The following is a 12,791-nucleotide window of genomic DNA, read 5'->3' as shown; positions in this document are numbered from 1 at the left end:
AGCAGCGGGGGCTCACCCCTTCGTCGTGCCCGGGAGGGCTGCTCGGTAAAGGGTTGTCCAAGAAGTCCGCGATCACCTGTCGCCGCAGGTCACGGCGGGCCTACGCTCCGCCCGACTGCCCTCGACGGCGAGGGCGACCCGCAAGGAGCACCCCATGGTCCGACGCCCCCACGCCGCAGCCCTCGCGATCGCCCTCGCGGCCGCCCCCTTCGCCCTGTCCGCCCCCGCCAGCGCCGCCGAGCCGAGCAGCGTCACCCTCGTCGGCTCGTTGCAGGACGAGCTCGGCTGCGCCGCCGACTGGGACCCCGCGTGCGCGAAGGCCCACCTCGTCCAGGATGCCTCCGGGAAGACGTGGTCGGCGACGATCTCGCTGCCCGCCGGCAGCTACGAGTACAAGGTCGCCATCGACGACGGGTGGGCCGAGAACTACGGCGCCGGGGGCGTCAAGGACGGCTCGAACGTGCCGCTCGTGCTCGAGGGCCCGGCCCGGCTGCGGGTGAGCTACGACGAGACGAGCCACGTCACCACCATGACGCCGCTCGGCCTCGCCGGGGCGACGAGCAGCGCGGACAAGAAGGCCGCCGCCGACTCGCTGCGCGGGCCGCTGGGGCGCGAGCGCTTCTACTTCGTCATGGCCGACCGCTTCGCCAACGGCAGCACCGCCAACGACCGCGGGGGGCTCACCGGCGGGCGCCTGAGCACCGGGTACGACCCGAGCGACAAGGCCTTCTACCACGGGGGTGACCTCAAGGGCCTCACCGGCAAGCTCGACTACATCAAGGGCATGGGGACGACCGCGATCTGGCTCACCCCGAGCTTCAAGAACAAGCCGGTGCAGGGCAAGGCCGGCGAGGAGAGCGCGGGCTACCACGGGTACTGGATCACCGACTTCACCCAGATCGACCCGCACCTGGGCACGAACGCCGAGATGAAGACCCTCATCGACGCCGCGCACAAGAAGGGGATGAAGGTCTTCTTCGACATCATCACCAACCACACCGCGGACGTCATCGACTACGAGGAGGGCGCGTACACGTACAAGAGCAAGAAGTCCTCGCCGTACACCGACACGAGCGGCACGGCCTTCGACGACCGCGACTTCGTCGGCAAGCCCGCCTCGCAGTGGCCGGCGATGGACCGCACGTCCTTCCCGTACACCCCCTTCGTGCGTCCCGCGGAGAAGGACGTCAAGGTCCCGGCGTGGCTCAACGACCCGCTGATGTACCACAACCGCGGTGACTCGACCTTCGCCGGCGAGAGCTCGACGTACGGCGACTTCATCGGTCTCGACGACCTCTTCACCGAGCGCCCCGAGGTCGTCGAGGGCATGGGCGAGATCTACAAGCAGTGGGCCGACTTCGGCATCGACGGCTTCCGGATCGACACCGTCAAGCACGTCAACCTCGAGTTCTGGCAGCAGTTCATGCCCGACCTGCTCACCCACGCGCAGAAGAAGAACGACGACTTCTTCGCCTTCGGCGAGGTCTACGACGGCAACCCCGCGGTCATGTCGGAGTACACGACCCGCGGCAAGCTCCAGGCCACCCTCGACTTCGGCTTCCAGCAGCAGGGCGTCGACTTCGCGAAGGGGAAGTCGGCCGCGACGCTCGCCGACTTCTTCGCCAAGGACGACTGGTACACCGATGCGGACAGCAACGCCTACCAGCTGCCGACCTTCCTCGGGAACCACGACATGGGCCGCGCCTCGATGTTCTTGAAGGACTCGAGCACGGACGAGAAGCAGCACCTCGCCCGCGTGCGCCTCGCGCAGAGCCTGATGTTCACCACCCGCGGCAACCCGGTGACGTACTACGGCGACGAGCAGGGCTTCATCGGCACCGGCGGCGACCAGCTCGCGCGCCAGGACATGTTCGCCAGCAAGACCTCGATCTACAACGCCGAGGACGTCCTCGCCGGGCCGGAGGGATCGCGCGACCGCTACTCGCGCACCCACCCGCTCTACCGCCACGTCGCCGAGCTCTCCCGGATGCGCGCGAAGCACCCCGCGCTCGCCGACGGGGCGCAGGTCGCGCGGTACGCCTCCGACGACGCCGGCATCTTCGCCGTGTCCCGTCTCGACGCGTCGAAGAAGATCGAGTACGTCGTCGCGGCGAACAACTCGACGACGACGCAGACCGCGAGCTTCGCGACGTGGACGAAGGGGTCGGCCCGCGCCGGCAAGGGTCGCTACGACGGCGCGCTCTTCACCCCGGTGACGCCGGGCGCCCCGTCGGTGCGCCCCGGCGCCGACGGCCGTGTGAGCGTCACCGTGCCTCCGCTGTCGGTGCGCGTGTGGAAGGCCAACCGGACGATCTCGACCGGCACCGCGGCGCCGACGGTCGAGCTGAACGCCGGCACCGACCACGCCGTCGGCGGGCGCGCGGAGATCTCCGCCGACGTCACCTCGGGGACCTTCGCCCAGGCCACCGTCCTCTACCGCCCGGTCGGCACGAAGACCTGGCGCACCGTGGGCACCGACGACAACGCGCCCTACCGCGTCTTCCACGACGTCGAGGGCATGGCGCTCGGGACGATGCTCGAGTACCGCGTCGTCGTCGAGGACGCCGCGGGCCGGGTCTCCGCCGACAGCGACTGGGCCAGCGTCGTCTCCGCCACCGGCCCGGCGCCCGAGGCCGAGATCGGCGACCCGCCGGCCACGCAGCCCGGTGCTGTCGCCGTCGCGGGCACCCACAACTCGGAGATGGGCTGCGCCGCCGACTGGGAGCCGTGGTGCGACCAGGCGCAGCTGACGCTGGACCCGCAGGACTCGATCTGGAAGGGCAGCTACACCCTCCCCGCCGGGCCCTACGCCTTCAAGGCCGCGCTCGACCGGACGTGGACCGAGAACTACGGCGAGAAGGGGGAGCGCGACGGCGCGAACATCTCCTACGAGACCGACGGCCCCGTGAGCTTCTACTACGACCCGACGACGCACTGGGCGACGACGTCCGAGGACGGCCCGGTCGTCACGGCGCCCGGTGACTACCAGTCCGAGCTCGGCTGCGCGGCCGACTGGTCGCCGGCGTGCATGCGCCCGTGGCTGCAGGACAAGGACGGCGACGGCACGTACACGTGGGCGACGACGAAGATCCCCGCGGGTACGTGGAGCTTCAAGATTGCCCACGACCTGTCGTGGACGACGAGCTACGGGGCCGGCGGGTCGCCGACGGGCGGCAACATCACCGTCACCGTGCCGGCCGACGGCGCGAAGACCGTCTTCTCCTACGACTCGGCCACGCACGTCGGCCAGGCGACGAGCAGCTAGGGGGCGCCCCCTTCGCATGGTTCGACGAAGGACCGTCACCTCGAGGTGACGGTCCTTCGTCGACCCGGCCGGATCAGTTGATGATCTCGGCCTGGCTCAGAGCCGCCAGGCGCTCGCGCCAGAGGTCGAGGGCCTCCGGCGTGAGCCGGGTCCACCCCGTGACCTCCTCGACGACGAGGACCGGGGCGCTCGTGCGGTAGGAGCGCGTGGGGTTGCCGGGGAACTTCTTGTCGGTGACGTTCGGGTCGTCGACGTAGGGGCCGGTGGGCTCGACGCGGTAGACGTGCGGCTCGCTGCCCTCCGGCCCGAGCAGCACGGCGAGCTCGGCGGCCAGAGCGGCCCCGTCGACGAGCGAGGTGATGTAGACGTGGCGCATCGTCAGGCCGGCGCGGTAGTTCGAGGGGCGTCCGGCGACGAGGTGGTCACCGGGGCGAAGGGGGGCCCGCGTGCCGTGGAAGAAGGGCCCCTCGTCGAGGGGGCGCTCGCCGGTCATGACCGCGGGGTCCGGTCGACGGGGTGCACCGCGAGGGTGACGGCCACGCGCTTCGCGCCCGGGGTGCCCGCGCCGATCCGGCGGTAGCGCTCGAGGGTGCGCATGACCTCGGTGCGCAGCGCGACGAGCTGCTCCTCGTCGACGAGCACGGCCTGGTCGTGCAGACCGGCCTCCTCCTGCCACACGAGGGGCCACGTCGGCGCGGCGTCGACCCAGGCATGGGCGCGCGCGGCGAGGTGCTCGACGTGGTCGTGCGCCAGCCAGGCCTCGTCCTGCGCGCTCAGCGGGTCGTCGTCGTCCGTGCCGACACGGGTGACGACGAGGTCGTCGTCGTCCTCGTCGGGCAGGGCCCAGACCCGGGTCTTGGCGTTGCCCAGACCGGTGTCCTCGACGAGCCCGCCCTCGGCGAGCGTGCGCAGGTGGTAGCTCGTGGCGCCCGAGTTCGTGCCGAGCGCCCGGGCCAGCTCCGCCGACGTCGAGCCGCCGTGCAGCCGCAGGTGCGCGAGGATGCGGGTGCGCAGCGGGTGGGCCAGCAGACGCCAGCCGTCGGGGGTGCCCGGGGTGCTCATGGATCGCACAATAAGTGTGCGATCCGCGGCGGGGCAAGCGCGTCGCGCCGGGCGGAGTCCGCCGGATCCCGCTCGCCCGTAGGGCTCCAGGGGGTGCGCCCGCGATTTCGGGCGGTGTGCGGCCCGCCCGTAGAATTGTCGGGTACCCCGAACGACACGACACAAAGGCTGCACCTGTGCGTACCTACACCCCCAAGGCGGGCGACATCACCCGTCAGTGGCACGTCATCGACGCCACTGACGTCGTCCTCGGCCGTCTCGCGAGCCAGACTGCGATCCTCCTGCGCGGCAAGCACAAGACGACCTTCGCCCCGCACGTCGACACCGGCGACTTCGTCATCATCATCAACGCCGACAAGGTCGCGCTCACCGGCTCCAAGGCCGAGCAGAAGCGCGCCTACCGCCACTCGGGCTACCCGGGTGGTCTGAGCTCGACCTCCTACACCGAGCTGCTCGAGAAGAACCCGGAGCGCGCCGTCGAGAAGGCGATCCGCGGCATGCTGCCCCGCAACTCCCTCGGCCGCCAGCAGCTGAGCAAGCTCAAGGTCTACGCCGGTGCGGAGCACCCCCACGGCGCCCAGCAGCCGACCCCCTACACGATCTCCCAGGTCGCGCAGTAAGCCGCGCGCAGAATCACGACGAAGGACTGACACGTGGCTGACACCACCGACACCACCGAGCAGCTCGGCGACGACGTCGAGCTCACCTCCTACACCTCCGAGTCCGACGGCCCCGTCGGCGACGCCGAGCCGGCTCGTCGTCCCTCGGCCTCGGCCCCCGGCGCCGGCACCGGGCGCCGCAAGCAGGCCATCGCCCGCGTGCGGATCGTCCCCGGCACCGGCGAGTGGAAGATCAACGGGCGCACGCTCGAGGAGTACTTCCCGAACAAGGTCCACCAGCAGATCGTCGCCGAGCCCTTCACGGTGCTCGAGCTCGACGGCGCCTACGACGTGCTCGTCCGCGTGCACGGCGGTGGCCCCTCCGGCCAGGCCGGTGCGGTCCGCCTCGGCGTCGCCCGCAGCCTCAACGGCGTGGACCCCGAGCTCAACCGCGACACCCTCAAGAAGGCCGGCTTCCTCACCCGTGACGCCCGCGTCCCGGAGCGCAAGAAGGCTGGTCTGAAGAAGGCGCGCAAGGCGCCGCAGTACTCGAAGCGCTGATCGCGCTGGCGCGGTCTCGTCAGATGGCTCTGCCCTCCTCGACCCGACCCGCCGACGGCGAAGGGCCCCACCACGCGGTGGGGCCCTTCGTCGTGCGCCTGCGCCTCGACCTCGCCTACGACGGCGGGGGATTCGCGGGGTGGGCTGCTCAGCCGGGCCTGCGCACCGTCGAGGGCGAGCTGACGAGCGCGCTCGAGACGATCTGCCGCACCTCGGGGGTCCGTGTCGTCGTCGCGGGGCGCACCGACGCCGGGGTGCACGCCGCCGGGCAGGTCTGCCACGTCGACCTGCCGCCGGAGGCGCTCGAGGCCGCACGCGGCCGTCGCGAACGCAGCCCGCAGGAGGCCCTGCTCGCCCGGCTGCGCGGGATGCTGCCCCCGGATGTCGCGCTGCACGCCGTGACCCGGGCGCCCGAGGGCTTCGACGCGCGCTTCTCCGCCCTGCAGCGGCGCTACCGCTACCTCATCGGCGACGACCCGGGCCGGCGCGACCCGCTGCGACGTCACGACGTCGTCGCCCTGCGCGAGCCGCTCGACGTCGCGGCGATGGACGAGGCGGCCACGGCGATGCTCGGGCTGCGCGACTTCGCCGCCTTCTGCAAGCGGCGCGAGGGCGCGACGACCACCCGCACACTCGTCGAGCACTCGTGGCGGCGCACCGAGGACGGGCTCGTCGAGGGCCGCGTCGTCGCCGACGCCTTCTGCCACTCGATGGTGCGTGCTCTCGTCGGTGCCGTCGTGCCCGTCGGGCAGGGCCGGCAGGGGACCGGATGGCCCCTCGAGGTGCTCACCGCCGGGGTGCGGGACCCCCGTGTCAAGGTCATGCCCGCGCACGGGCTGAGCCTGGTCGAGGTCAGCTACCCCGACGACGACCGGCTGGCCGCGCGCGCCCGTGAGGCCCGCGCCCGCCGGGACTGACGGGTCTCCCGTCGGCCCGCGTCCCCCTTCGCCCTCGGTCAGGCGAGGCCGGGTCGACCCGGCTGCCCGGTGCGCAGCTCGTCGACGAGGGAGCGGGCGACGCCGACGAGGGTGCCCTCCTCCTGCGCGACGCGCAGCTGGCGCTGGTAGCTCGCGCCGGTGCGGGTGATCTGCTCGACGTCGGCGAGCTCGGTCTCGCAGCCGAGGCGGCGGGCGACCGGGGCGAGGCGCTCGAGCAGGTCGGCGAGGTCCTCGGTGACGAGCCGCTCGCGGTTGCGGTCGTCGCAGATGATGATCGAGTCCATGCCGTAGCGCGCGGTGCGCCACTTGTTCTCCTGGACGTGCCACGGCGGCAGCGTGCGCAGGGTGCCGCCGTCGGTGAGCCGGTCGTCGAGCCACACGACGAGGCACTGGACGAGCGCGGTGATCGCGGCGAGCTCGCGCAGCGTCGGGATGCCGTCGCAGACGCGGATCTCGAGCGTGCCGAGGTGGGGCGCCGGGCGGATGTCCCAGCGGATCTCCTTGAGCTCGTCGATGACCCCGGTGATCATGAGGTCGTCGACGTAGCGCTCGTACTCCGGCCACGTGTCGAACTGGAAGGGCAGCCCGGCGGTCGGCAGCTGCTGGAACATCTGGGCGCGGTTGCTCGCGTACCCGGTCTCCTCGCCGGCCCAGAAGGGCGAGGACGCCGAGAGCGCCTGGAGGTGCGGGGCGTAGGTGAGCATGCCGTTGAGGATGGGCAGCACCTTCGCGGCGTCGGTGATGCCGACGTGGACGTGGACGCCGTAGATGACCATCTGGCGGCCCCACCACCGCGTGCGGTCGATGAGGGTGGCGTAGCGCTCGCCCTCGCTCACCTGCTGGCTCTGCCACTGGGCGAAGGGGTGGGTGCCGGCGCACATGAGCTCGAGACCGAGCGGGTCGGTGACCTGGCGCAGCGCGCGCAGCGAGGAGTCGAGGTCGGCGCTCACCTGCGGCACGTCGTCGCAGATGCCGGTGACGATCTCGACGGTGTTGCTCAGCAGCTCGCGGTGGACGCGGGCGGAGACGTGCTCGTCGTCGAGGGCCTCGGCCACGCCGGCGACGACGTCGTCGGCGCGCGGCACGAGGTCGAGGGTGTCGCCGTCGACGAGGGCCAGCTCCCACTCGACGCCGAGCGTCGGGCCCGCGGAGGGGCGGAAGTCGATCACGGGCGGAGCCCTTCCTGCTCGTCGGCCCACCTGCCGTGGGTCGCGGAGGACTCCAGCCTAGGTCGCGGGTATCGTGCTGCGAGCCGCAAGGTCCTCACGCCGGCTGCCTGCCGGGGGGCCGATCCCCAACTGGAAGGCACCGAGAGCGACATGGCACGAATCTTCGGCACTGACGGCGTGCGCGGGCTCGCCAACGGCGACGTCATCACCGCGGACTTCGCCCTCTCCCTCGCACAGGCCGCCGCCGTCGTCCTGCGACGGCGCGACCACGAGCACGGGCACCGCCCCCGCGCCGTCGTCGGCCGCGACCCGCGGGCCTCCGGTGAGTTCCTCTCCGCCGCCGTCGTCGCCGGGCTCGCCTCGGCCGGCGTCGACGTCTACGACGCGGGCGTCCTGCCGACCCCGGCGATCGCCTACCTCACCGCCGACACCGACGCCGACTTCGGGGTCATGCTCTCGGCGTCGCACAACGCGATGCCCGACAACGGCATCAAGTTCTTCGCCCGGGGCGGGCACAAGCTGCCCGACGCCGTCGAGGACGAGATCGAGGCCCGCATGGGCCAGGAGCCGCTGCGCCCGACCGGCGCCGAGGTCGGCCGCGTCCAGGTCATGGCCGACGGCGGGGCGCGCTACATCCGCCACCTCCTCCTCGCGGTCCCCGGCTCGCTCGAGGGCCTCACGGTCGTCCTCGACGCGGCGCACGGGGCGGCGAGCGAGGTCTCGCCCGAGGTCTTCCGCCTCGCCGGCGCGACGGTGCACGTCATCGGCGCCAGCCCGGACGGGCTCAACATCAACGACGGCTACGGCTCGACCCACCTCGAGCAGCTGCAGGAGGCCGTCGTCACCCACGGCGCCGATCTCGGCATCGCCCACGACGGCGACGCCGACCGCTGCCTCGCGGTCGACGCGACGGGTCAGGTCGTCGACGGCGACCAGATCATGGCGGTGCTCGCGATCGCGCTCAAGGAGCGCGGCCGGCTCGCCGACGACACGCTCGTCGCGACCGTCATGAGCAACCTCGGTCTGCTCAACGCCATGCGCGAGGCCGGCATCGCCGTGAAGCAGACCGGCGTCGGCGACCGCTACGTCCTCGAGGAGATGCGCCGCGGCAGCTACTCGCTCGGCGGCGAGCAGTCCGGGCACGTCATCATGCTCGACCACGGCACGACCGGCGACGGCGTGCTCACCGGTCTGATGATCGCCGCGCAGGTGGCCGCGACCGGGCGCCCGCTCGCCGAGCTGGCCTCCGTCATGACCCGGCTGCCCCAGGTGCTCATCAACGTCGGGGGCGTCGACAAGTCCCGCGTCGACACCGACGAGGGCGTGCGCAGCGCGGTGCAGGAGCACGAGGCGGGCCTCGCCGGCTCGGGTCGTGTCCTCATGCGCAAGTCCGGCACCGAGCCGCTCGTGCGCGTCATGGTCGAGGCCCCGACGCAGGAGCACGCGCAGCAGGTCGGCGAGGCGCTCGCCGGGGTCGTCCGGGAGCGCCTCGCGCTCTGACCCTGGGGGTCGGGGCGGCTGCCCCGGGCCCGGTCAGACGTGCTGCTGCAGCAGCCCGCTGTCGACGTCGTAGATGAAGCCGCCGACGCGCACGCGCCCGGCGACGAGGGGGTGCGCGCGCACCGCGGCGACGTCCTGGCGCAGCGTCTGCACCTGGTCGGTGACGACGTTGAAGGCCTGCCACGACGCGTCCATGCCGGCCGAGGCGGCGACGGCCTCGCGCAGCTGCTCCTCCGTCGAGGAGGCGACCGCGCACCGCGTGTGCGGCACGACGAGGACGCGCTCGACCCCGAGCAGGTGCACGGCGAGGACGATCGCCTCGAGCGCGGCGGCGGTGACCCGCCCGCCGGGGTTGCGGAAGATCTTCGCGTCGCCGGGGGACAGGCCGAGCATCCCCAGGGGGTCGATGCGGCTGTCCATGCACGTGACCACGGCGACGCCGGCCCGGGCCACGCCGTCGAAGCCGGCGAGGGCGAAGTCCTCGGCGAAGTCGCGGTTGGCCTGGAGGAGGTCGTCGAAGGCGTGGTCGGTCGCGCCGAGGTCGACAGGGCTGGTGCTCATGCTCTCTTGCGTCACGGCACCAGCCTACGACCGGCAGGATGGCCCCATGGAGCGATACCCCGTCATCCCGCCCGCCGATCTCGCCGCCCGGCTGCCCGCCGGCTTCCGACTGGGAGCCGCGACCGCGTCGTACCAGATCGAGGGGGCGGTGGACGAAGGGGGACGTGGCCCCTCCATCTGGGACACCTTCAGCCACACCCCGGGCATGATCATGGGCGGCGACACCGGCGACGTCGCGTGCGACCACTACCACCGGTGGGAGAGCGACGTCGAGCTCGTCGCCGACCTCGGTCTCGACGCCTACCGCCTCTCCGTCGCCTGGCCGAGGATCGTGCCGACCGGCTCGGGAGCGGTCAGCCAGGAGGGGCTCGACTTCTACAAGCGGGTGCTCACCGGTCTGCGCGAGCGCGACGTCGACACCGTCGTCACGCTCTACCACTGGGACCTGCCGCAGCCGCTCGAGGACGCCGGCGGCTGGCCGGTGCGCGAGACCGCCGAGCGCTTCGCCGAGTACGCCGGGGTGCTGGCCCGCGAGCTCGGCGACCTCGTCAGCACGTGGACGACGCTCAACGAGCCGTGGGTGTCGGCCTTCCTCGGCTACGCCTCCGGCGTGCACGCGCCGGGTCGCACGGAGCCGGCCGCCGCGCTCGCGGCGGCCCACCACCTCAACCTCGGCCACGGCCTGGCCGCCCGGGCGATCCGCGCCGAGCTCGGCGACGACGCGTCGGTCATGGTCACCCTCAACCACCACGCGATCCGCCCGGCCGACCCGAGCAGCGCGGCCGACGTCGACGCCGCCCGCCGGCTCGACGCCGTCGGCAACCGGATCTTCACCGGGCCGATGCTGCGCGGCGCCTACCCGCAGGACCTCTTCGAGGACACCGCCCACGTCACCGACTGGTCCTTCGTGCGCGACGGAGACGAGGCGCTCGCGCACGTGCCGGTGAGCGCGCTCGGCATCAACTACTACACGCCGACGATCGTGCGCGGTCTCGCCGAGGGCGAGGAGCCGAGCAGCAGCGGCGGCCACGGCGAGGGCTCGGCCACCCCTTGGGTCGGGGCGACCGGCGTCGACTTCGTCGAGCCCGAGGGGGAGCGCACCCGGATGGGGTGGCTCGTCGAGCCGTCCGCGCTGTCGGGCATGCTGCGCCGCCTGCGCGACGACTTCCCCGGTCTGCCGCTGATCATCACGGAGAACGGCGCCGCCTACGAGGACGAGGTGAGCACCGACGAGGACGGCGGCCGTGCCGTCCACGACCTCGACCGCACGAGCTACTACTCGGGGCACGTCAGCGCCGTCGCGGACGCGATCGACGACGGGGTCGACGTGCGGGCCTACTTCGCCTGGTCGCTGCTCGACAACTTCGAGTGGGCCTTCGGCTACGACCGCCGCTTCGGGGTGGTCCACGTCGACTTCGAGACCCAGGAGCGCACGCCGAAGGACTCGGCGCTGTGGCTGCGGGACCTCGCGAGGTCGCACCGCGACCGGCGCTGAGGAGGTGAGGAGGGCCCGGCGGCCACGGCCGCCGGGCCCTCTCGCGTGGGCTCGTCCCCCTTCGTGCGTCGACCGGGTTACCGGATCGTTACGGCTGAGTTGGGGCGATTCCGTGGCGCACCTCCTGCGGTGAGCGGTTCACTGTCACCGCAGGTCTGCGGGGGAGTCGGCTCGCCGCGTGGACCGCTCGACCACCTGTGGTCGGTGGCGCCGTCGAGGTCCGTCGGTGCGACGAAGAGCAAAGGGATCCACATGTCCTTCAACACCTCGCGCCGGGCGCGCGCCTCGGTCGGCATCGCCGCGCTCGCGGTCGTCGGCCTCGCAGCCTGCGGCGGGTCGTCCTCCACGGAGGAGAGCGGCGCCGCCATGGACACCACGGACTACTCCAAGTGGTGCGACATGAAGTCCGAGCTCCAGGGCAAGACCGTCTCCATCTACACCTCGATCGTCACCCCCGAGGACGCCCCGCACAAGGAGTCCTACAAGGAGTTCGAGGAGTGCACCGGCATCACCATCAAGTACGAGGGTGACAAGGACTTCGAGAAGAACCTCCCGCAGCGCGCCCAGAGCGGCAACCTGCCCGACATCGCCTTCATCCCGCAGCCGGGCCTGCTCGCGACGATGGCCGACACCGGCAAGATGGTCCCCGCCCCCGAGTCGACCGCGAAGATGGTCGACGAGCACTTCGGCGAGGACTGGAAGAAGTACGGCACGGTCGGCGACACCTTCTTCGCCGCCCCGCTCGGAGCCAACGTCAAGAGCTACGTCTGGTACTCCCCGAAGACCTTCACCGACAAGGGCTACGAGGTCCCCGAGACCTGGGACGACCTCATGACCCTCACCGAGAAGATCGCGGCCGACGACTCCAGCGCCAAGCCCTGGTGCGCCGGCTTCGGCTCGGGCACCGCCACTGGCTGGCCGGGCACGGACTGGCTCGAGGACACCCTCCTGCGCACGGCGGACTCTGAGACCTACGACAAGTGGGTCGCGCACGAGATCCCCTTCAACGACCCGAAGGTCGCCGAGGCCCTCGCCGCGGACGCGAAGATCCTCAAGGAGAGCAAGTACGTCAACGGCGGCTTCGGCGACGTGAAGTCGATCGCCACGACGACCTTCCAGGACGGCGGCCAGCCGATCCTGAAGAACAAGTGCTACATGCACCGTCAGGCGTCCTTCTACGCCGCCAACTGGCCCAAGGGCACGAAGGTGGCCGAGGACGGCGACGTGTGGGCCTTCTACCTGCCGAGCAACGGCGAGGAGAAGCCGGTCCTCGGTGGTGGCGAGTTCGTCGCCGCCTTCCGTGACGCCCCCGAGGTCAAGGCCTTCCAGACCTTCCTCGCCTCGCCCGACTGGGCCAACGCCAAGGCCAAGGCCACGACGAGCGGCGGCTGGGTCAGCGCCAACAAGGGTCTCGACCCGAAGAACCTCGTCAGCCCCCTCGACCAGCAGTCCGCGGAGATCCTCCAGGACCCGAAGGCTGTCTTCCGCTTCGACGGCTCGGACATGATGCCCAGCGCCGTCGGTGCCGGCACCTTCTGGTCGGAGATGACCAACTGGATCAACGGTCAGGACGACAAGACCACCCTCGACAACATCGAGAAGTCCTGGCCCTCCAGCTGATCTGACGTCGCCCTGATGCCT

General features: G+C 71.8%; 11 protein-coding genes. 7 read left to right on the top strand and 4 right to left on the bottom strand.

Annotated elements, in window-relative coordinates:
- Positions 1–154: 154 nt before the first annotated feature.
- Positions 155–3,265 (top strand): pullulanase X25 domain-containing protein, encoded by a 3,111-nt coding sequence (locus EEW87_RS08115; protein ID WP_123092221.1) that lies wholly within the window; start codon positions 155–157, stop codon positions 3,263–3,265.
- A gap of 73 nt (positions 3,266–3,338) precedes the next feature.
- Here the strand turns inward: EEW87_RS08115 and arr are convergent, their stop codons facing one another.
- Together arr and EEW87_RS08105 are read right to left on the bottom strand one after the other, a co-directional pair.
- Positions 3,339–3,758: an NAD(+)--rifampin ADP-ribosyltransferase gene (gene arr / locus EEW87_RS08110; protein WP_123092220.1), complete on the bottom strand. Its 420-nt coding sequence runs from the start codon at positions 3,756–3,758 to the stop codon at positions 3,339–3,341.
- The gene (locus EEW87_RS08105; protein ID WP_123092219.1) at positions 3,755–4,327 is read right to left on the bottom strand and encodes a winged helix-turn-helix domain-containing protein; all 573 of its coding nucleotides are present in this window, start codon (positions 4,325–4,327) and stop codon (positions 3,755–3,757) included. The genes arr and EEW87_RS08105 overlap by 4 nt, the downstream gene beginning before the upstream one ends.
- 176 nt (positions 4,328–4,503) lie before the next feature.
- On the opposite strand from EEW87_RS08105, the gene rplM reads away from it, so the two are divergent.
- Genes rplM through truA form a run of 3 tightly spaced genes read left to right on the top strand, consistent with a single transcriptional unit; the run spans position 4,504 to position 6,404 of the window.
- Entirely contained in the window at positions 4,504–4,947 is a 444-nt protein-coding gene (gene rplM, locus EEW87_RS08100) for a 50S ribosomal protein L13 (RefSeq protein WP_068277211.1), read from the top strand.
- Between the two features lie 33 nt (positions 4,948–4,980).
- Positions 4,981–5,487, top strand: coding sequence for a 30S ribosomal protein S9 (rpsI, locus tag EEW87_RS08095; RefSeq protein WP_068277213.1), 507 nt, complete (start codon positions 4,981–4,983; stop codon positions 5,485–5,487).
- A 23-nt stretch (positions 5,488–5,510) separates the two neighbouring features.
- Entirely contained in the window at positions 5,511–6,404 is an 894-nt protein-coding gene (gene truA / locus EEW87_RS08090) for a tRNA pseudouridine(38-40) synthase TruA (RefSeq protein WP_123092218.1), read from the top strand.
- Positions 6,405–6,442: 38 nt separating this feature from the next.
- Here truA and EEW87_RS08085 read toward each other — a convergent pair whose 3' ends face one another.
- A complete protein-coding gene (locus EEW87_RS08085; protein WP_123092217.1) occupies positions 6,443–7,594 on the bottom strand; it encodes a glutamate--cysteine ligase in 1,152 nt (383 codons plus the stop codon).
- A gap of 150 nt (positions 7,595–7,744) precedes the next feature.
- On the opposite strand from EEW87_RS08085, the gene glmM reads away from it, so the two are divergent.
- On the top strand, positions 7,745–9,094 hold the full coding sequence (glmM, locus tag EEW87_RS08080) for a phosphoglucosamine mutase (RefSeq protein WP_123092216.1): 1,350 nt from the start codon (positions 7,745–7,747) through the stop codon (positions 9,092–9,094).
- A gap of 33 nt (positions 9,095–9,127) precedes the next feature.
- Here glmM and EEW87_RS08075 read toward each other — a convergent pair whose 3' ends face one another.
- The gene (locus EEW87_RS08075; RefSeq protein WP_068277218.1) at positions 9,128–9,655 is read right to left on the bottom strand and encodes a beta-class carbonic anhydrase; all 528 of its coding nucleotides are present in this window, start codon (positions 9,653–9,655) and stop codon (positions 9,128–9,130) included.
- A 46-nt stretch (positions 9,656–9,701) separates the two neighbouring features.
- Here EEW87_RS08075 and EEW87_RS08070 point away from each other — a divergent pair, with 46 nt between their 5' ends.
- A complete protein-coding gene (locus EEW87_RS08070) occupies positions 9,702–11,150 on the top strand; it encodes a GH1 family beta-glucosidase (RefSeq protein WP_123092215.1) in 1,449 nt (482 codons plus the stop codon).
- 252 nt (positions 11,151–11,402) lie between these two features.
- Positions 11,403–12,770: an ABC transporter substrate-binding protein gene (locus EEW87_RS08065; RefSeq protein WP_123092214.1), complete on the top strand. Its 1,368-nt coding sequence runs from the start codon at positions 11,403–11,405 to the stop codon at positions 12,768–12,770.
- The last annotated feature ends 21 nt before the right edge of the window (positions 12,771–12,791 follow it).

Source organism: Janibacter melonis (assembly GCF_003721155.3).
GTDB classification, from domain to species: domain Bacteria; phylum Actinomycetota; class Actinomycetes; order Actinomycetales; family Dermatophilaceae; genus Marihabitans; species Marihabitans melonis.
Note: the sequence above shows the minus strand (reverse complement) of the source record. Positions and strands in the feature narration are given on the sequence as shown.